General features: G+C 46.2%; 18 protein-coding genes. 14 read left to right on the top strand and 4 right to left on the bottom strand.

Annotated features, from left to right (window positions below):
* Positions 1-112 precede the first annotated feature (112 nt).
* The 7 genes from aroQ (at position 113) to L1D15_RS14270 (ending at position 6,227) form a co-directional block, all read left to right on the top strand.
* Positions 113-562, top strand: coding sequence for a type II 3-dehydroquinate dehydratase (aroQ, locus tag L1D15_RS14300; RefSeq protein ID WP_239866934.1), 450 nt, complete (start codon positions 113-115; stop codon positions 560-562).
* Between the two features lie 80 nt (positions 563-642).
* Positions 643-1,101 (top strand): acetyl-CoA carboxylase biotin carboxyl carrier protein, encoded by a 459-nt coding sequence (accB, locus tag L1D15_RS14295; protein WP_239866936.1) that lies wholly within the window; start codon positions 643-645, stop codon positions 1,099-1,101.
* A gap of 15 nt (positions 1,102-1,116) precedes the next feature.
* The gene (gene accC / locus L1D15_RS14290) at positions 1,117-2,460 is read left to right on the top strand and encodes an acetyl-CoA carboxylase biotin carboxylase subunit (RefSeq protein ID WP_239876218.1); all 1,344 of its coding nucleotides are present in this window, start codon (positions 1,117-1,119) and stop codon (positions 2,458-2,460) included.
* Between the two features lie 137 nt (positions 2,461-2,597).
* The gene (prmA, locus tag L1D15_RS14285; protein WP_239866938.1) at positions 2,598-3,485 is read left to right on the top strand and encodes a 50S ribosomal protein L11 methyltransferase; all 888 of its coding nucleotides are present in this window, start codon (positions 2,598-2,600) and stop codon (positions 3,483-3,485) included.
* Positions 3,486-3,624: 139 nt separating this feature from the next.
* Positions 3,625-4,587, top strand: a complete 963-nt coding sequence (gene dusB / locus L1D15_RS14280) for a tRNA dihydrouridine synthase DusB (RefSeq protein ID WP_239866940.1) — start codon at positions 3,625-3,627, stop codon at positions 4,585-4,587.
* A gap of 72 nt (positions 4,588-4,659) precedes the next feature.
* Positions 4,660-4,956: a DNA-binding transcriptional regulator Fis gene (gene fis, locus L1D15_RS14275; RefSeq protein ID WP_000462885.1), complete on the top strand. Its 297-nt coding sequence runs from the start codon at positions 4,660-4,662 to the stop codon at positions 4,954-4,956.
* A 284-nt stretch (positions 4,957-5,240) separates the two neighbouring features.
* A complete protein-coding gene (locus tag L1D15_RS14270) occupies positions 5,241-6,227 on the top strand; it encodes a sensor domain-containing diguanylate cyclase (protein ID WP_239876217.1) in 987 nt (328 codons plus the stop codon).
* On the opposite strand, the gene zntR is transcribed toward L1D15_RS14270, so the two are convergent.
* Entirely contained in the window at positions 6,224-6,658 is a 435-nt protein-coding gene (gene zntR / locus L1D15_RS14265; protein ID WP_239876216.1) for a Zn(2+)-responsive transcriptional regulator, read from the bottom strand. The genes L1D15_RS14270 and zntR overlap by 4 nt on opposite strands.
* Before the next feature lie 272 nt (positions 6,659-6,930).
* On the opposite strand from zntR, the gene purH reads away from it, so the two are divergent.
* Together purH and purD are read left to right on the top strand one after the other, a co-directional pair.
* Positions 6,931-8,523: a bifunctional phosphoribosylaminoimidazolecarboxamide formyltransferase/IMP cyclohydrolase gene (purH, locus tag L1D15_RS14260; RefSeq protein WP_239876215.1), complete on the top strand. Its 1,593-nt coding sequence runs from the start codon at positions 6,931-6,933 to the stop codon at positions 8,521-8,523.
* Between the two features lie 338 nt (positions 8,524-8,861).
* Positions 8,862-10,151 carry a phosphoribosylamine--glycine ligase gene (gene purD / locus L1D15_RS14255; RefSeq protein ID WP_239876214.1) on the top strand — a complete coding sequence of 430 codons (1,290 nt, stop codon included), beginning with the start codon at positions 8,862-8,864 and terminating at the stop codon, positions 10,149-10,151.
* Between the two features lie 53 nt (positions 10,152-10,204).
* Here the strand turns inward: purD and L1D15_RS14250 are convergent, their stop codons facing one another.
* Together L1D15_RS14250 and hupA are read right to left on the bottom strand one after the other, a co-directional pair.
* On the bottom strand, positions 10,205-10,900 hold the full coding sequence (locus L1D15_RS14250; protein ID WP_239866950.1) for a DUF1481 domain-containing protein: 696 nt from the start codon (positions 10,898-10,900) through the stop codon (positions 10,205-10,207).
* A gap of 47 nt (positions 10,901-10,947) precedes the next feature.
* Positions 10,948-11,220 carry a nucleoid-associated protein HU-alpha gene (gene hupA / locus L1D15_RS14245; RefSeq protein ID WP_239838011.1) on the bottom strand — a complete coding sequence of 91 codons (273 nt, stop codon included), beginning with the start codon at positions 11,218-11,220 and terminating at the stop codon, positions 10,948-10,950.
* Between the two features lie 350 nt (positions 11,221-11,570).
* Here hupA and L1D15_RS14240 point away from each other — a divergent pair, with 350 nt between their 5' ends.
* Positions 11,571-12,665: a hemolysin family protein gene (locus tag L1D15_RS14240; protein WP_239876213.1), complete on the top strand. Its 1,095-nt coding sequence runs from the start codon at positions 11,571-11,573 to the stop codon at positions 12,663-12,665.
* A gap of 32 nt (positions 12,666-12,697) precedes the next feature.
* On the opposite strand, the gene L1D15_RS14235 is transcribed toward L1D15_RS14240, so the two are convergent.
* Positions 12,698-13,285, bottom strand: coding sequence for a DUF416 family protein (locus L1D15_RS14235; RefSeq protein WP_239876212.1), 588 nt, complete (start codon positions 13,283-13,285; stop codon positions 12,698-12,700).
* Positions 13,286-13,355: 70 nt separating this feature from the next.
* Between L1D15_RS14235 and L1D15_RS14230 the strand changes: the two genes are divergently transcribed.
* The 4 genes from L1D15_RS14230 (at position 13,356) to L1D15_RS14215 (ending at position 18,634) form a co-directional block, all read left to right on the top strand.
* The gene (locus L1D15_RS14230; RefSeq protein ID WP_239876211.1) at positions 13,356-14,279 is read left to right on the top strand and encodes a D-2-hydroxyacid dehydrogenase; all 924 of its coding nucleotides are present in this window, start codon (positions 13,356-13,358) and stop codon (positions 14,277-14,279) included.
* On the top strand, positions 14,279-14,854 hold the full coding sequence (locus tag L1D15_RS14225; RefSeq protein ID WP_239866954.1) for a uracil-DNA glycosylase family protein: 576 nt from the start codon (positions 14,279-14,281) through the stop codon (positions 14,852-14,854). Before L1D15_RS14230 ends, L1D15_RS14225 begins: the two co-directional genes overlap by 1 nt.
* Before the next feature lie 206 nt (positions 14,855-15,060).
* Positions 15,061-17,694, top strand: a complete 2,634-nt coding sequence (ppc, locus tag L1D15_RS14220) for a phosphoenolpyruvate carboxylase (protein WP_239876210.1) — start codon at positions 15,061-15,063, stop codon at positions 17,692-17,694.
* Between the two features lie 400 nt (positions 17,695-18,094).
* Positions 18,095-18,634, top strand: coding sequence for a PadR family transcriptional regulator (locus tag L1D15_RS14215; RefSeq protein ID WP_239838003.1), 540 nt, complete (start codon positions 18,095-18,097; stop codon positions 18,632-18,634).
* Positions 18,635-18,651 lie beyond the last annotated feature (17 nt).

Below are 18,651 nucleotides of genomic sequence, written 5' to 3'. Positions count from 1 at the left end.
TCTGGGTCTATTTTAAAGATCTAGCGTAAATTTTTACAATATAATTACGCTGAGTCAGTAATATCATGGGAAGATTCTATTTCATATCATGAAGTAGGAAGATGGCAGCACAATGACAGCTAAATCACGCATTCTTGTCTTAAATGGTCCAAATTTAAACCTGTTAGGTCTACGCGAGCCGGGTCATTATGGTTCTCAGACCTTACCACAGATTATCGACACTTTGACTGAGCAAGCCCACAAAGCTGGCGTTGAGCTAGAGCATCTGCAATCAAATCGCGAATATGAATTGATTGAGAAGATCCACGAATCCTTTGGACAAGTTGACTTCATCATCATCAATCCAGCTGCATTTACCCACACCAGTGTTGCGCTGCGGGATGCCCTACTCGGCGTCTCAATCCCATTTATTGAAGTACATTTATCTAACGTGCACGCACGCGAGTCTTTCCGCCATCACTCTTATCTATCTGATAAGGCGCAAGGTGTGATTTGCGGTCTAGGTGCACAAGGTTACGAATTCGCTTTGTCTGCTGCCGTAAACACATTGCAGGCACAGTAGCTTATTACTATCACAGTAAATGAACACACTCTGCAGCTCACTAGAGCTGTCTTATTCACAAGATAAAAGAGAAAGAAAAGATGGATATCCGTAAAATCAAAAAGCTTATCGAGTTAGTTGAAGAATCTGGCATTGCTGAGCTAGAAATCTCTGAAGGTGAAGAGTCGGTACGAATCAGCCGTAACGGTTCAGCGGCACCAGCTCCAATTCAATATGCACCAGCACCAGTTGCAGCGGCACCAGCAGCTCCTGCGGCGGCACCGGCAGCAGCACCTGCTCCAGCGGCAGAAGCAGCAGTACCAGCGGGTCATCAAGTTCTTTCTCCAATGGTCGGTACTTTCTACCGTGCTCCAAGCCCAGACGCGAAAGCATTCATCGAAGTAGGTCAATCAGTAACAGCTGGTGAAACTCTATGTATCGTTGAAGCAATGAAGATGATGAACCAAATCGAAGCAGACAAATCTGGTGTAGTTACTGCAATCCTAGTTGACGATGGTCAGCCAGTTGAATTCGACCAACCACTTGTTGTTATCGAATAATAGAGGCTGTCTCTTATGTTAGATAAATTAGTCATCGCGAACCGAGGCGAAATTGCGCTTCGTATTCTTCGCGCATGTAAAGAATTAGGCATCAAAACCGTTGCCGTACACTCAACAGCAGACCGTGATTTGAAACACGTACTTCTTGCTGATGAAGCAATCTGTATCGGTCCAGCTCGCGGTATCGATAGCTACCTAAACATTCCACGCATTATTTCAGCAGCAGAAGTAACAGGTGCAGTCGCTATCCACCCAGGTTACGGATTTCTATCTGAGAACGCTGACTTTGCTGAGCAAGTTGAGCGTAGCGGCTTTATTTTTGTCGGTCCAAAGGCAGAAACCATTCGCATCATGGGTGACAAAGTATCCGCCATCACTGCGATGAAAAAAGCAGGTGTGCCTTGTGTACCGGGCTCTGATGGCCCACTTGACAATGATGAAGTGAAAAACAAAGCTCACGCGAAACGTATTGGCTACCCAGTCATTATCAAAGCCTCTGGTGGTGGCGGTGGTCGTGGTATGCGCGTGGTTCGCTCTGAAGCTGAGCTGGTAGAAGCTATCGCTATGACCCGTGCAGAAGCAAAAGCAGCATTCAACAACGACATGGTTTACATGGAGAAATTCCTAGAAAACCCACGTCACGTTGAAGTACAGGTGATTGCTGATGGTCAAGGCGGTGCTATCCACCTAGGTGAACGTGACTGTTCTATGCAGCGTCGTCACCAGAAAGTGGTTGAAGAAGCGCCAGCTCCAGGTATCACAGCAGAAATGCGTAAATACATTGGTGAACGTTGTACGCGTGCTTGTTTGGAAATCGGTTACCGCGGTGCGGGTACTTTCGAGTTCCTTTACGAGAACGGCGAATTTTACTTCATCGAAATGAACACGCGTATTCAGGTAGAACATCCAGTAACAGAAATGGTGACGGGCGTTGACCTGATCAAAGAGCAGCTTCGTGTAGCAGCCGGCCAGCCTTTGTCATTCACTCAGGATGACATCAAGATCCGCGGCCATGCGATTGAGTGTCGTATCAACGCAGAAGACCCTGAGCGCTTCCTACCTTCACCAGGTAAAATTGACCGCTTCCACGCACCGGGCGGTATGGGCGTTCGTTGGGAGTCGCACATCTACTCGGGCTACACAGTACCACCGCACTATGACTCAATGGTCGGTAAGCTGATCACATTTGGTGAAAACCGTGATGTTGCGATTGCTCGCATGAAGAACGCACTCGGTGAGATGATCATCGAAGGCATCAAGACCAACGTTCCGCTGCAAGAAAGCATCATGAACGACGAAAACTTCCAACATGGTGGTGCGAACATCCACTACCTAGAGAAGAAACTCGGTCTGCAGTAATTCGATTACTGACACGATACAAATGCTCACTTCGGTGAGCATTTTTGTTTTCAGTGCAGTCTGGGCTCAAATACTCTCCCGAGTTCTGCTACACTCTGCGCAAATTTAAATCTAACTATCTAGACGAGCACATACCCATGCCTTGGATTCAAATCAAACTCAATGCGACCAACGACAACGCTGAGCAAATCGGCGACATGCTAATGGAAGAAACAGGAGCACTGTCTGTAACCTTCTTAGACGCGCAGGATACGCCAGTATTTGAACCATTGCCGGGGGAAACTCGTTTATGGGGTGATACCGATATTCTCGCTTTGTACGATGCTGAAGCAGATACCCAGTTTATTATTGAACAGACCAAAAACAGTAACTTGCTACCAGAAGGCTTTGCTTACAAAGTGGAGCAGTTGGAAGACAAAGACTGGGAACGAGAGTGGATGGACAACTTCCACCCAATGAAGTTTGGTGAGCGTTTATGGATCTGCCCAAGCTGGCGAGATGTCCCAGAGCCGGATGCGGTCAACGTGATGTTAGACCCTGGTCTCGCATTTGGTACTGGCACTCATCCAACTACTGCGCTGTGCCTGGAGTGGCTGGAAGGGCTAGACCTATCGGGTAAAACCGTGATCGATTTTGGTTGTGGCTCTGGCATCTTAGCGATCGCTGCGATCAAGCTTGGTGCTGAAAAGGTCATCGGGATCGATATTGATCCTCAGGCTCTCATCGCTTCAAAAGACAACGCCGAACGCAATGGCGTTGCCGATAAGCTCGAAGTTTTCCTACCACAAGATCAACCAGAGGGCCTGATCGCTGACGTCGTCGTCGCGAACATCCTTGCTGGTCCACTTCGTGAGTTGTCGCCGATTATCAAGTCTCTAGTCAAACCGAACGGCCAGTTGGCAATGTCTGGCGTGCTGGATACACAAGCAGAAGATGTGGCTAACTATTACCGTGATGAGCTTCACATTGATCCTATCAAGGAACAAAGTGAGTGGTGTCGAATCTCGGGCTGCAAGCAAGGCTAGACAAGACTTTCAGGGCTAATTGTTTGAAATTCATACAATTTACAAAAACAATTTGTAAATGCTCAAATATTAGTCTTTTCACAGCGGAAAAAAATGCGTAAAATGCGCGCCCTTGCTGGTACTAAGCTGTGAAGACGTTTTGAAAATCGGAAATCATCAACTTAAGAATAATCTCATCGTCGCCCCGATGGCGGGAGTGACCGATAGACCGTTTCGAGAGTTATGCCTCCGCTATGGTGCTGGGATGGCCGTCAGTGAAATGATGTCCTCAAACCCAAAGCTATGGAAAACGTCTAAGTCCAAGCAACGCATGGTGCATGAAGGTGAATCGGGCATTCGCTCTGTACAGATTGCGGGTGCGGATCCACAACTGATGGCCGACGCTGCTCAGTTTAGCGTTGAGAACGGTGCGCAAATCATCGATATCAACATGGGCTGCCCAGCAAAAAAAGTGAATAAGAAGCTTGCCGGTTCTGCACTGCTTCGCTTTCCAGATATCATCGAAGGTATCCTTAAAGCGGTAGTCAATGCAGTCGATGTCCCAGTGACACTCAAAACCCGAACAGGCTGGGACCCAGATAATAAAAACTGTGTCCAAATCGCTAAATTAGCCGAAGACTGCGGCATACAAGCGCTTGCTCTGCATGGCAGGACAAAAGCCTGTATGTACAAAGGTGAGGCAGAATATGACAGCATCAGAGCAGTCAAGCAGGCAATTTCGATACCGGTTATTGCAAACGGTGATATCGATAGCCCAGAAAAAGCCAAGCGCGTACTGGAGTACACCGGTGCAGACGCTCTGATGATTGGACGTCCCGCCCAAGGTCGTCCATGGATTTTCCAGGAAATCCAACACTTTTTGGAAAACGGCACCACGATGCCTGACCTTCCGTCCACGGAAGTGAAAGACATTCTGCTGGGTCATGTGAATGCGCTCCACGATTTTTATGGGGAGTACTTAGGGCCACGAATCGCGCGTAAGCACGTAGGTTGGTACCTAAAAGAGCATGAGCAAGCAAGTGAGTTTCGCCGTACCTTCAACGCGATTGAGGCAGCAGAGCTGCAACTTGAAGCGTTAGAAGCGTATTTTGATAAAGCCTAACTATTTGAAGCGAACGCTTTAGATACAATAGGTAAACGTTGCATCATAATTAAGAGAAGAGCTAGACCGAATATGTTCGAACAAAATCTGACTTCAGAAGCATTAACAGTAACGACAGTAACGTCACAGGACCAAATTACTCAGAAACCATTACGTGACTCTGTTAAAGCGTCTCTTAAAAACTACTTGGCTCAACTAAACGGCCAAGAAGTCACAGAACTATACGAATTAGTTCTAGCTGAAGTTGAACAGCCACTACTAGATACCATTATGCAATACACTCGCGGTAACCAAACTCGCGCAGCAACTATGATGGGTATTAACCGCGGTACTCTTCGCAAGAAACTTAAAAAATACGGCATGAACTAATCGTTCTGACGAGTTTTTTCTAAGAAAGCCGATTCCTCAGGGATTCGGCTTTTCTCTTTATCATCGCTTGCCATTTACTCACTTCATTTCATAGTAATTATTTGGCTCTCCAGCTCAGCTAGTTCACTGATTTTAAGGCTAAAGCGTACAAACCAAGCGCATATTACGTCTCACTTTCACATCCTATAATTGAGCAAATAGTAAGCAAACTGTGATCTCTCACGATTGTCATCACTACCTGTCTAGATATAATGCGGTGTTCACCTATTGTTGGATAAAACTATATGCTTGATAAGCAAAGGGAAGCATGGCTGAGCCAGATTCTTAATGAACTTCCTGACCGACTTTTCGTTTTGGATCAATCGGGGCGCTTTATCGAGGGTTTTGGGGGAACGTTCCATTCTGTTCGCCTCGAAAAAAGTGGCTATACCAACAGAACACTCCATGACCTCCTTCCGCACGATAAAGCCGATCAATTGTTCAGCTATATACAAACGGTAACAGCATCAGCAAAGCCGCTGATTGTGCAGTACAGTGTTAGCCCTATCGAGTGTCTGCACTTCTCTATTAATGAACTGGACAATTTAAAGGGGCGAGATGAAATGTGGTTTGAAGCGACGATCAAACCCCTGTGTATCGTGGATGGAGCTCAATATGTGCTGTGGCAAGAACGCGACATCACCAGTACTTACCACCGCCAAGAAGAACTGAAGCGACTTTCAGAAACCGATGAACTCACGGGTATCTTCAACCGACGAGCCTTCTTAGAAGCACTAGAAAGTGAGCTGACTAGCAGCAAAGACACACAGCATGGGCTATCGTGTTTGATGATTGATATTGACCACTTTAAAGAGATTAACGATCAGGTGGGCCACCTCTCAGGAGATGAAGTCATCACACATGTGGCGAAAATTTGCCAGCAACAAATCCGTGGTAGTGATTATATTGGGCGATTAGGAGGAGAAGAGTTCGGTGTCGTGCTGTCTAATATCAATGCGATAAAAGCTTACGACATCGCTGAACGCATTCGTCAATCCATCGAGAGTACCCCCTGCCATGTCGATGAACATATTATTCACCCAACTGTAAGCATCGGCATTGCGGAAAGCACACCTGACATCCAAAGTGTCAAACAGCTGCTAATCCAAGCGGATAAAGCCATGTACTACTCAAAACAAACAGGTCGTAATCAGGTTACGCTTTACCACAGTAGTTTGCCCGATATGAAGGTGCAATCGGCTACCCAAGCTCGGATTCGTCAGGCGGGTTAATCTTCAGAACAACACGATTGTTCATACTCTTCATTTCCCAGCGCACCTAAAATCGAGCAGTGACTGGCATCATCATCAACATGACCACAACACGCATCGTTGATTTTCTTCAATGCTTGGCGAATACGGTTTAGCTCTGCAATTTTTTCATCAATCACTTCGAGCTTTGCCGAGGTGATGGCTTTTACTTCGGCACAACTGTGCTCGGTGGCTTCTAGCTTTATCTCTAGCAGCTCACGAATTTCTTCCAGACTTAGCCCTAGGTCTTTGGCTTTTAGGATAAAACCGACCTGTTTCTGATTTTCTTCGTTATAAAGACGATAACCCGATTCACTGCGCCCCATGGGGCGGATCAGTTCATTTTTCTCATAGAAGCGCAAAGTATCGGTGGTCACACCACAACGCTTTGCCAGTTCTCCAATCTGGAACATAACTTTCCTTATTAACTATCTCGTTACTTTTTAAGTTAAAAAGCACGGTTTTCATAATTATTTTTGAGATGCCAAACGATTGCGCGAGCTTTTTTGTAATAAATTAGTTAGAATGTGCGCCATCAAGTTTAGAGTCTAATACCTGCCCAGTCTCGATTGGCAAAAAGGTCTTTACCAAAACTGGCCAATATTTTATCCCTACGAGATAAAAACAAGTTCATTTTTGGCAAATATCTTTAGTTTAACTCCATGACTTTGAGGAAGATGGAAGCATGAACAACGCTCGTCCAATTCGCCGCGCCCTTATCAGCGTATCAGACAAAACCGGTATTGTTGAGTTTGCCCAAGCGCTTGCTGAGCGCGGTGTCGATATCCTATCCACTGGTGGTACAGCCCGCTTACTTGCTGAGCAAGGCATTAACGTTACTGAAGTATCCGATTATACGGGTTTCCCGGAAATGATGGACGGACGCGTGAAAACGCTACATCCAAAGGTTCATGGTGGTGTTTTGGGCCGTCGTGGCCAAGATGATGACGTGATGGAAAAACACGGCATCAACCCTATCGATATGGTTGTTGTAAACCTATATCCATTCGCCGAAACCGTTGCTAAAGAAAGCTGTACCCTAGCTGATGCGGTAGAGAACATCGACATCGGTGGCCCAACAATGGTCCGTTCTGCAGCGAAAAACCACAAAGACGTGGCTATCGTTGTGAACGCTCACGATTACGACCGCGTGATCTCAGAAATGGACGCAAACGAAACGTCTCTTACGCTAGAAACGCGCTTCGACCTCGCTATCGCGGCATTCGAGCACACCGCGTCTTATGATGGCATGATCGCAAACTACTTCGGTACTATGGTTCCATCTTACGGTGAGAACAAAGAAGGTGATGAAGAGTCTAAATTCCCACGTACTTTCAACCAGCAATTCAAGAAGAAGCAAGACATGCGCTATGGTGAGAACAGTCACCAAGCAGCTGCTTTCTACGTTGAAGCAAACCCTGAAGAAGCTTCGGTTTCTACTGCTCGTCAAATCCAAGGTAAAGCCCTTTCTTACAACAACATCGCAGACACGGACGCAGCGCTTGAGTGTGTGAAAGAGTTCAACGAGCCAGCATGTGTGATCGTTAAACACGCGAATCCATGTGGTGTGGCTCTAGGTAAAGACATTCTAGAAGCATACAACCGCGCTTACCAAACTGATCCTACATCTGCATTCGGCGGCATCATTGCCTTCAACCAAGAGCTAGATGCTGAAACAGCATCTGCGATTGTTGAGCGTCAATTCGTTGAAGTAATCATCGCTCCATCTGTTTCTGCTGGCGCGATTGAAGTGGTTGCGGCGAAGAAGAACGTGCGTCTGCTTGAGTGTGGCGAATGGACAACTAAGACGACGGGCTTTGACGTGAAACGCGTGAATGGCGGTCTACTGGTTCAAGACCGCGATCAAGGCATGGTAAGCCTAGACGACCTAAAAGTAGTTTCTAAGCGTCAACCAACAGAAGAAGAGCTAAAAGATGCCCTATTCTGCTGGAAAGTAGCGAAGTACGTGAAATCAAACGCGATCGTTTACTCGAAAGGCGACATGACGATTGGTGTAGGCGCGGGCCAAATGAGCCGCGTTTACTCTGCGAAAATCGCAGGCATCAAAGCTGCAGACGAAGGTCTACAGGTTGAAGGTTGTGTGATGGCATCTGATGCATTCTTCCCATTCCGTGACGGCATCGACGCAGCTGCAGAAGCGGGCATCAAGTGTGTTATCCAACCAGGTGGTTCTATGCGTGACGACGAAGTTATCGCAGCAGCGGACGAACACGGCATGGCGATGATCTTTACGGGCATGCGTCACTTCCGCCACTAATTCTCTTGTCATCATTGGGGCGGTAACTGCGTTGACTACGCTCGCTTACCCTAATCACATAGCGAGCTATGCTCATAGGGATAAGCTCGCTTGTCGCCTTGTTAGCGCTCCCACTGATTTAAAGAGACCTCGAATAGTTGAATGGCGTACACACCAGCTACTTTGAGCAAAACTTATTTAATTTAGCTAATTTGAAATACTCTTAGTTTCAGGAATTTTCATTTTAGAGCAAAGCCATATTGATAAGGTCAAGGAGAGCTCGCGGAGTTTATAACTATAAATGAGCAAGCTCAACGCAGAAATTAACAATATGGCGCAGCTATCAAAGGATAAATAAAATGAATGTACTTATTATTGGTGCCGGCGGTCGTGAGCACGCACTTGGTTGGAAAGCAGCACAAAACCCGAACGTTGAGACAGTTTTCGTTGCGCCTGGTAACGCAGGCACAGCGCTTGAGCCAAAGCTAGAAAACGTAAACATTGGTGTTGAAGCAATCTCTGATCTGGTTGCATTCGCCAAAGAGAAGAAAATCGAGCTGACGATTGTTGGCCCAGAAGCGCCACTTGTTATTGGTGTCGTTGATGCTTTCCGTGAAGCGGGATTACCTATCTTTGGTCCTACTCAAGCCGCTGCGCAGCTAGAAGGATCTAAAGCGTTCACCAAAGATTTCCTTGCGCGTCATAACATTCCGACGGCTGCGTACGCTAACTTCACTGAAATTGAACCAGCTCTGGCTTACGTTCGTGAGCAAGGTGCTCCTATCGTCGTAAAGGCAGATGGCCTTGCTGCAGGTAAAGGGGTTATTGTTGCGATGACGCTTGAAGAAGCGGAAGACGCAATCAAAGACATGCTGGCTGGCAACGCGTTTGGTGAAGCCGGTAGTCGCGTGGTGATCGAAGAATTCCTCGACGGTGAAGAAGCCAGTTTCATTGTCATGGTAGACGGTCAGAGCGTTCTGCCAATGGCCACCAGTCAAGACCACAAGCGTGTGGGCGATAAAGACACTGGCCCTAACACTGGCGGCATGGGTGCTTATTCCCCAGCACCAGTGGTAACCCCAGAGATCCACGAACGTATCCTTGAAGAAGTTATCTACCCAACCGTGCGTGGCATGGATGCAGAAGGTCACCCTTATACTGGTTTCCTTTACGCTGGTCTTATGATCGACAAAGACGGTACACCGAAAGTCATCGAATACAACTGCCGCTTTGGCGATCCAGAAACGCAGCCTATTATGATGCGTATGGAATCTGACCTTGTTGAGCTTTGTCTGATGGCTATCGACGAAAAGCTTGATGAAGCCGAGTCTAAATGGGATCCACGAGCGTCTATCGGTGTGGTTCTAGCCGCAGGGGGCTATCCAGCAGACTACGCAAAAGGTGATGTGATTTCCCTACCGGCTACCGAAGTCGAAGGTCAGAAGATCTTCCACGCCGGCACTGCAAACAACGAAGCTGGCGACATTGTGACGAATGGCGGTCGTGTTCTATGTGCAACGGCTCTGGGAAATAGCGTCTCAGACGCTCAGCAGCAAGCGTACGCGCTAGCTAAGCAAGTCAGTTGGAATGGTATGTTCCATCGAAATGATATTGGTTACAGAGCGATAGAGCGCGAAAAAAGCGAATAACCTCTCAGAATCAAAAAAGGCGCTTTAAAAGCGCCTTTTATTTGTTGAGTAGCTTAATCCGAAAGCAAACTTGGCCTCTCGATACAAGAATGGTCTTCATCTGCTAGCATCAATAGGTCTTCAACCGTCACCCGATTGGTTCGGGTTGAGCCTAAGAATGCGACATAGTTATCAACACCCGCCAAACGATTCACTACAAAAGAAGGCAGAGTCTGATTAAACTCAAGTCGAGAATAACTTTGCCCCGAGCAAGTTTCAAAGGTTGTACCATCCCAGTAACCTTGGATCAGTTCTTGACCTTTTTTATCTTGTTCTTTCGTTACACTGGTAACAGACTCGGCGTCACTCTTATAACGTTCCAGTTCAGCAGGTTTCACAGGAAAAACTTTTCCATCCAAACGATATTGCTGGTAAACCGCTTCACCCTCTTTGTTAAAGCGAACATGAACTCGGTACGACACCAGTCCTTGCTCCCCTTTTAATTGCTCACCTTCACGAATCAGCTCTCGAAGTTCACCTTCAATCCAGCGATAGTCTGTCTTGTACCACCCGTAATCTCCAGCAGTGACATAGTCTGCAGCAGTGCTTGGAGAAGCTTGCTTTTCGGTATACCAATATAAACTTGTCGCATCACCCATACTCTTTCCACCCGTATAATATGCGAATTGGTCTAAGTTAGGTCGAGGGGCGTTGGAAGAACAACCAACAATAGAAGAGATGATTAGTAAAGAGAATAAATATTTTTTCATGAGACAGTGATGCGCCAAGACAGAAGACTACCTTGGCGCATTATAAATTATTTCACTGCGTCTTTCAGAGCTTTACCTGAAACAAATGCAGGAACGTTTGCAGCAGCGATTTGGATCTCAGCACCCGTTTTTGGGTTACGACCAGTGCGAGCCGCGCGGTGGTTTACTTTGAATGTACCAAAACCAATTAGTTGAACTTGGTCACCCTCTTTAAGTGCATCAGTCACACCATCAAGAGTTGCTTCAAGAGCAGCCTTAGCTTGTGCTTTAGATAGATCTGCTTTCTCTGCGATAAAGTCGATTAATTGGGTCTTGTTCATTAGGTTTCCCTTCTCATATGTTATCGAATTCAACTCACTCTAAAGCATAAATGCCCCATCTGGCAAAGGTTTGTAAGCGATCTTTAGCTTTCATGACGTACTTTTAACCATAATATGAGTATTAACTCACAATTTGTTACCTTCCTCTCCTATGAGAAGGCTTGTTTTTCATCATAATTAACCTTATTTATAAAGCGCTGATGGTCCACGAAGCCTGATATTGTGGGGCTTGAAGCGAATATAAAATACTCACACCAATAATGCCCAGGCATAATGGCTCATTTCATGATTGATAATTTTGATGAGTGCATTGCAAAATTTGGTGCTGGTATAACCTATATAGGACACTTATGTTACTGCTAACCATATACGTCTCTGTTGCGATTGGCGTATCCTTTATCTGCTCCGTTTTGGAAGCGGTTCTTTTGAGTATTACCCCGAGCTATTTGGCTCAATTGCGTCAGCAGGGACACCCTGCGGCCAACAAACTCTCTAAGCTCAAAGCAGATATAGACCGCCCATTGGCGTCGATTCTAACCCTGAACACAATTGCTCACACTATTGGTGCGGCCAGCGCTGGTGCTCAAGCGGCTGTTGTATTCGGCAGTGAGTGGCTAGGGGTGTTCTCTGGTGTCCTGACACTGGGTATTCTGGTGCTATCTGAAATTGTGCCGAAAACGATTGGGGCGACCTACTGGCGACAGCTTGCCCCTCTAGCGGCAGTGATATTGCGATGGATGGTTTGGGCATTAACCCCATTTGTGTGGTTCTCAGAGCAGATTACTAAACGCCTCGCACGTGGCCACGAAGCCCCAAAAATGCGCGACGAGTTATCGGCGATGGCCATCCTAGCGAAAGAAAGTGGTGAGTTTGCTGAAGGCGAAACCAAAATCCTTAACAACTTACTGGGTATCCAAAATGTGCCAGTCACTCAGGTAATGACACCACGGCCAGTAGTATTCCGCGTTGATGCTGAAATGAGCATCAATGAGTTTCTTTCTGAATATAAAGAAACGCCTTTTTCACGCCCGCTGGTGTATAGCCAATCAAAAGATAACATCATTGGATTTGTACATCGCTTAGAACTCTTCAAACTCCAACAAGCAGGCTGTGGTGAAAAACAACTGGGGGCGGTAATGCGTCCTGTCCATGTGTTACTAAATAACTTGTCTCTGCCTAAAGCATTCGAGCAGATGATGGCTAAGCGTCTCCAGCTTGCGATGGTGGTTGATGAATATGGTACAGTGCAAGGTATTCTGACATTGGAAGACATCTTCGAGCACTTAGTGGGAGAAGAAATTGTCGATGAAGCGGATCGCGCAACCGATATGCAAGAATTAGCCTTTGAACGCTGGGAAAAGTGGAAAGAAACCCACGGTGTGATTGAAAGTCGAGACGACGACGAGGATCAAGCGTCAGAATTCAGTAGAAAAGAAGATAACTAATCATAACGGGAGCCTTGAGCTCCCGTTACAGATTAAAGGCTCACACCAATATTACTCATGCCTTCTTCTCTGAGCTCTAAACGAAGATCTTTAATTAAATCGATATCTCGTTCTTGAGCGTCTTTCAGTGGTCGGAAAATAGCCCACTGAACGTCCCACTCTTCACATACGGCTTCATTGTCTTTCTGATTTTCATTGGTTATACCAATACCCGTTTGAGCTTCCTCGAGCTGGGCAACTGTCTGTACTGATTGTTGACTGACCTTTTGCATACTTTCAAACAAGTCATCACGATCTAGCAAACCATGCAATAATGTCGACAGGCCAACACACGCATCAATAGCAGGCAACACCCCATAAAAGTCGAAATCTGCGGAGCTCGGAATAATCTCTTCTAATTTCTCTAGCTGACGTTCATAGTTTACTTTCGCATTTTTAACCGTCAGCTGTTCCCATACACTATCGAGAATATCGCGATAAATTCGTGCCTCAGCAAATTCCGTACTGTCACAAAACATCGCATAATTAGGGTACATACGTTCACACAGACACGCCATGAAGGTAATCTGCTTCCAAGGTTCTAACTTCTCGAGACGAAGTTGAAGAGGGTTCTGTAGCATAGGGACTCATTGGTTCAGAAAAAGACAGCGGAAGTGTACTTGATAACCATAGTGGAAAAAAGCAAAGCCGATGAACAATTTTACCAACAAAGTCTATTTACTGACTGAGCACAACGAAACTTACCAGCATCAGATCGACAAGCTGCAGTTACCGGATCTCGAGATCACCGACAATCCAGAAGATGCTTCTATTTTACTCGCATCTCCACCACTGGTCGCCAAGCGGCTTAGTGACTTTCCCAACGTAAAATGGATGCAATCTGTCTATGCAGGAGTGGATGCGCTCGCTACAGTAGAAAAGTCCGATTTTCTTCTCACCAATGTGAAGGGAATATTTGGTCAACAAATCTCAGAATATGTGTTGGGGTACCTCATCCAACACCATCGCCACTTTTTGCCCTATCAAGAAAGTCAGAATCAGGCCAAATGGGTGCCCAAACCCTACCAATCTCTAAGCGCACTCACTCTATTGGTCTTAGGGACAGGCTCGATAGGTAGCCACCTCGCCAAAACGGCTCAAGCATTTGGCATAAAAGTGATCGGCATTAATCGTAGCGGCATTCCGGCCATGCACTCGCCTTTCGCGGAGACTTACCATATTCAAGAGCTGGAAAGTGTACTCAGCCGAGTCGACGTTATTGTTAACACGCTTCCGAGTACACCCGATACACTGCATATTCTCAATAGCCAATCTCTTTCTCATTGTCGCTCTGCGCTACTGTTCAATGTTGGCCGTGGTAATGCTATCTGTGAATCTGGCCTATTGTCTGCGATTGAAAACCAATCTATCACTCACGCCTATCTTGATGTGTTTGAAAACGAACCACTAGAAGCCCAGCATCCCTTTTGGCATCATCCTGCCATTACTGTGACTCCTCATATCGCCGCGCTCAGTTTTCCTGAGCAAGTTGTCGAGATCTTTGCTGAGAACTATCAACTCTGGCGAGACGGCTTTTCACTCATCAATGAAGTCGATCTCGAGAAAGGTTATTGATGCTAGAAAAATTACTCAAAGAGGTTCGCCAGTGTAAGCTTTGTGAGCCAGAGCTACCGCTCGGTGCAAATCCAATCATTCAGGCAGGTAAGCAAGCCAAATTGCTAATCATAGGGCAAGCGCCAGGTACCCGAGTGCACAACACCTCCATCCCTTGGAATGATCCAAGTGGTGACAGGCTTCGTCAATGGCTTGATCTCGACAAAGCTCACTTTTATGACTCAAATAATATCGCCATCATGCCCATGGGGTTGTGCTATCCGGGTAAGGGGAAAAGTGGTGACCTCCCACCGAGAAAAGAATGCGCTCCTCAATGGCACAATAAAATTCTTGAGCAGTTACCCAATGTAGGGATGACATTGTTAATCGGCCAATATGCGCAAAATTACTACCTGCAAGATAAACCGAGGACGCTGACTGAAACCGTGAGAGTCTGGCAACAATGGGCCCCACGCTATTTACCTCTACCCCACCCTTCGCCGCGAAATACGCTCTGGCTAAAGCGTAACCCTTGGTTTGAGAATGAAGTAGTCCCGTTCATTCGACAATATGTGCATGAGCATTTAGGGCATTAAGTCACTATATAGATTCTAAGCGAGTCGCATTTTTGTAATAAAATTTCAACAAATATAGAAAACACCGTCTAGCCAAATTGATTACATTCATTTGCACAATATCTGCAAACTTAGCCTACACCATTTGACTCAAAGCGATATTTTTCGCTAGATTGTCTACTTAACAAGGAACAATGGATGTAATTTTTTTACAAGGCAGGATGACAATGAACGAGAAATACTCTGCTCTCAGAAGTAATGTAAGCATGCTAGGGCATTTACTTGGCAACACGATCAAGGATGCGCATGGTGATGCCCTTCTAGAAAAAGTAGAAACTATTCGTAAACTTTCTAAATCCGCGCTTTCTGGTAATCAATCTGATCGTGAAAGCTTGATTGAAGAGATCAAAAGCTTACCTGATGAGCAACTCACTCCTGTTGCGCATGCCTTCAACCAATTTCTCAACCTCACCAACATGGCAGAGCAGTACCATACGATCTCTCGTCATTGTGACGCGCACGTCTGTGAACCCGATGCCATCAATACCCTGTTTTCCAAACTAAGCCAAAATGGCATCAGTAAACTCGATACCGCTCAAGCGGTCCGTGACCTCAATATAGAGTTGGTACTTACAGCGCACCCCACTGAGATCACACGCCGCACGATGATCAACAAACTGGTCAAAATCAATAAGTGCTTATCGAAATTAGAGTTAAACGATCTGTCAGTGAAGGAACGTCAAAAGACAGAACGCCGCCTCGAACAATTGATCGCCCAAAGTTGGCATTCAGACACCATTCGCCAGCAGCGTCCGACTCCCCTTGACGAAGCTAAATGGGGATTCGCGGTTGTAGAAAATTCACTGTGGGAAGCAGTGCCTGATTTCCTACGCGAATTGGACGGCCGCCTACGAGGCTACCTTGAAGAAGGCCTGCCCATTGATGCACGCCCTGTCCACTTCTCGTCTTGGATGGGAGGGGATCGTGACGGTAACCCGTTTGTCACTCACACCATTACCCGTGAAGTGATGTTGCTGTCACGCTGGAAAGCGGCAGATCTATACCTTAATGATATCAATGAGTTGGTAAGTGAACTCTCAATGACTCGTTGTAATGATGCGGTACGTGCACTAGCTGGTGAAGATGAACATGAGCCTTACCGCGCGGTACTAAAGCAACTACGCTCCCTACTGACCGAAACCAAAGAAATACTTGATGCAAAAGTAAACGGCCAGAAGCTAGCCGTTAAAGCCCCACTTCAGCGTGTCGAACAACTATGGGCACCACTTTATGCGTGTTACCAATCTCTACATGAATGTGGTATGGGCATTATTGCAGATGGTTCTCTACTCGATACCCTGCGACGTATCAAAGCCTTCGGGGTGCATCTGGTACGCTTGGATATCCGCCAAGAGAGTACCCGCCATTCAGATGCGTTATCCGAATTGACTCGCTACCTTGGCATTGGTGACTACAACCAGTGGAGTGAGCAAGACAAAATCGCCTTTCTGACCAATGAACTGGCTTCTAAACGTCCACTTCTCCCACGTGACTGGCAACCATCAGAGCCCGTCCAAGAAGTACTGGATACCTGTAAGATTGTCGCAGCCCAACCGCGTGAAGCATTCGGGGCTTACGTTATTTCGATGGCGCGTACCGCCTCTGATGTTTTAGCGGTACACCTATTACTGCAAGAAGCGGGATGCCCATATCGTATGGATGTCTGTCCACTTTTTGAGACGTTGGACGATCTGAATAATGCAGAGTCAGTGATCAAGCAGCTAATGGGCATTGATCTCTATCGTGGTTTTATTCAAAACCACCAAATGGTCATGATTGGCTATTCTGACTCAGCGAAAGATGCCGGAGTAATGTCTGCAGGCTGGGCTCAGTACCACGCGATGGAGTCCTTGGTGAAAGTCGCTGAAGAAGAAGGAGTCGAGCTCACCCTATTCCATGGTCGAGGTGGAACGATTGGCCGTGGTGGTGCCCCGGCTCATGCCGCTTTATTATCTCAACCACCAAAAAGCCTGAAAGGTGGCCTTCGAGTGACCGAGCAAGGCGAAATGATCCGCTTTAAGCTGGGCTTACCAGAAGTGGCAGTAAACAGTTTCAACCTATATGCCAGTGCAATTTTGGAAGCTAACTTGCTACCACCACCAGAGCCGAAACAGGAATGGCGCGATCTGATGAATGTCCTATCAGAAGTGAGTTGTGAAGCTTATCGACGAGTCGTCCGCGGTGAACCTGACTTTGTTCCTTACTTCCGTCAGACTACCCCTGAATTAGAGCTCGGTAAATTGCCTCTTGGTTCTCGTCCAGCGAAACGTAACCCTAAAGGTGGAGTAGAAAGCTTGCGTGCGATTCCATGGATCTTCTCTTGGAGCCAAAACCGTTTAGTCTTGCCAGCATGGTTAGGAGCAGGAGAAGCCATTCAGTATTCTATCGACAAGGGCCATCAAACATTGCTTGAAGAGATGTGCCGTGAGTGGCCGTTTTTTTCCACTCGCCTAGGCATGCTCGAGATGGTTTATACCAAATGTAACCTTGAGATCTCCCGATACTATGACGAACGTTTGGTCGAGCCAAAGCTCTTACCTCTTGGCGATAAGCTTCGAACGCAGCTACAAAAAGACATCAAAGCCGTACTGAATGTCGAAAACAATGAGAACTTAATGCAAAGCGATCCTTGGGGGCAAGAGTCTATTCGCCTGAGAAATATCTACGTTGAGCCATTGAACATGCTGCAAGCTGAGTTACTCTATCGCACTCGCCAAAGTGAAACAGCTTCTCCTGAACTTGAAGAAGCATTAATGGTCACGATTGCTGGTATTGCAGCAGGTATGCGTAATACTGGATAAACCATTACCAAAGCACAAAAAGGCTGTCATCCTAGACAGCCTTTGCTATATCTGATTCTAAAAACGTCAAAGCAATTAGCATTATTTAAACAAAAAATAGTAACAATACAGATTCCACAGAATAATAATCCAAAATATTTATTTATTGAGCAAATTATCAGTTTTTTGGTTTATTTTGTTCTTCTATTCCACTTTATGCTTATTATTTAGATATAATGTTGCTCCCTTGCGATACACAACAACATCTACATATCGCTCTAGGTGATAAAACGGCTTTTTTAAGGTGACATGGCCAACTTTGTTGGCGCTGCTTAAATACATTCACTGATGATAAGTGCCAAAGAAGCACGACAGTAACTAAGCAGTTGTTAGTAGTTATTTGACCATTTGGATTGAAGACATGTCATTACCACACGTTATCCTGACAGTTCTAAGCACGCGCGACGCAACTGGATATGATATCACCAAAGAATTCTCGGCCACTATTGGCTACTTCTGGAAAGCCAGCCACCAACAAGTTTATCGTGAGCTAAATAAAATGGCTCAAAACGAGTTGGTTACCTGTGTTTTAGAGCCTCAAGAAGGCAAGCCAGACCGAAAAGTATATTCTATTACCGACTCCGGTCGTGTTGCATTAGGTGAATGGTTTGATCAACCCACAGCACACCCAACCGTTCGTGATGAATTCTCTGCGAAGCTGATGGCTTGTGCTGTTCAGCCTTCAGCGCCTTATCGTGAACAACTTGCAGAACTTGTTGAAGAATCACGCAAGTTAGTCGCTCACTATCAGGAAATTGAAAACGCATATTACTCAACACCTGCAACGCTGGATAAACAGCAACGCTTAGAACGTTTAACGCTTCGCCGTAATCTCTTGGTGCGCCAAGCATGGATTGAGTGGGCAGAAGAAGTGCTCGCGGAACTAAGCTCTCTAGGTTAAAGAGACAAAAAAGGGTT

The organism is Vibrio sp. Isolate25 (assembly GCF_022398025.1).
GTDB classification, from domain to species: Bacteria; Pseudomonadota; Gammaproteobacteria; order Enterobacterales; family Vibrionaceae; genus Vibrio; species Vibrio coralliilyticus_A.
This window is presented reverse-complemented; position numbering and strand designations above follow the sequence as displayed.

What these genes read in the sequence shown, in the direction of transcription:
- aroQ (WP_239866934.1), top strand. Translation starts at nt 113, where the DNA reads ATGACAGCTAAATCACGCATTCTTGTCTTAAATGGTCCAAATTTAAAC.
- accB (WP_239866936.1), top strand. Translation starts at nt 643, where the DNA reads ATGGATATCCGTAAAATCAAAAAGCTTATCGAGTTAGTTGAAGAATCT.
- accC (WP_239876218.1), top strand. Translation starts at nt 1,117, where the DNA reads ATGTTAGATAAATTAGTCATCGCGAACCGAGGCGAAATTGCGCTTCGT.
- prmA (WP_239866938.1), top strand. Translation starts at nt 2,598, where the DNA reads ATGCCTTGGATTCAAATCAAACTCAATGCGACCAACGACAACGCTGAG.
- fis (WP_000462885.1), top strand. Translation starts at nt 4,660, where the DNA reads ATGTTCGAACAAAATCTGACTTCAGAAGCATTAACAGTAACGACAGTA.
- L1D15_RS14270 (WP_239876217.1), top strand. Translation starts at nt 5,241, where the DNA reads ATGCTTGATAAGCAAAGGGAAGCATGGCTGAGCCAGATTCTTAATGAA.
- zntR (WP_239876216.1), bottom strand. Translation starts at nt 6,658, where the DNA reads ATGTTCCAGATTGGAGAACTGGCAAAGCGTTGTGGTGTGACCACCGAT.
- purH (WP_239876215.1), top strand. Translation starts at nt 6,931, where the DNA reads ATGAACAACGCTCGTCCAATTCGCCGCGCCCTTATCAGCGTATCAGAC.
- purD (WP_239876214.1), top strand. Translation starts at nt 8,862, where the DNA reads ATGAATGTACTTATTATTGGTGCCGGCGGTCGTGAGCACGCACTTGGT.
- L1D15_RS14250 (WP_239866950.1), bottom strand. Translation starts at nt 10,900, where the DNA reads ATGAAAAAATATTTATTCTCTTTACTAATCATCTCTTCTATTGTTGGT.
- hupA (WP_239838011.1), bottom strand. Translation starts at nt 11,220, where the DNA reads ATGAACAAGACCCAATTAATCGACTTTATCGCAGAGAAAGCAGATCTA.
- L1D15_RS14240 (WP_239876213.1), top strand. Translation starts at nt 11,571, where the DNA reads ATGTTACTGCTAACCATATACGTCTCTGTTGCGATTGGCGTATCCTTT.
- L1D15_RS14235 (WP_239876212.1), bottom strand. Translation starts at nt 13,285, where the DNA reads ATGCTACAGAACCCTCTTCAACTTCGTCTCGAGAAGTTAGAACCTTGG.
- L1D15_RS14230 (WP_239876211.1), top strand. Translation starts at nt 13,356, where the DNA reads ATGAACAATTTTACCAACAAAGTCTATTTACTGACTGAGCACAACGAA.
- L1D15_RS14225 (WP_239866954.1), top strand. Translation starts at nt 14,279, where the DNA reads ATGCTAGAAAAATTACTCAAAGAGGTTCGCCAGTGTAAGCTTTGTGAG.
- ppc (WP_239876210.1), top strand. Translation starts at nt 15,061, where the DNA reads ATGAACGAGAAATACTCTGCTCTCAGAAGTAATGTAAGCATGCTAGGG.
- L1D15_RS14215 (WP_239838003.1), top strand. Translation starts at nt 18,095, where the DNA reads ATGTCATTACCACACGTTATCCTGACAGTTCTAAGCACGCGCGACGCA.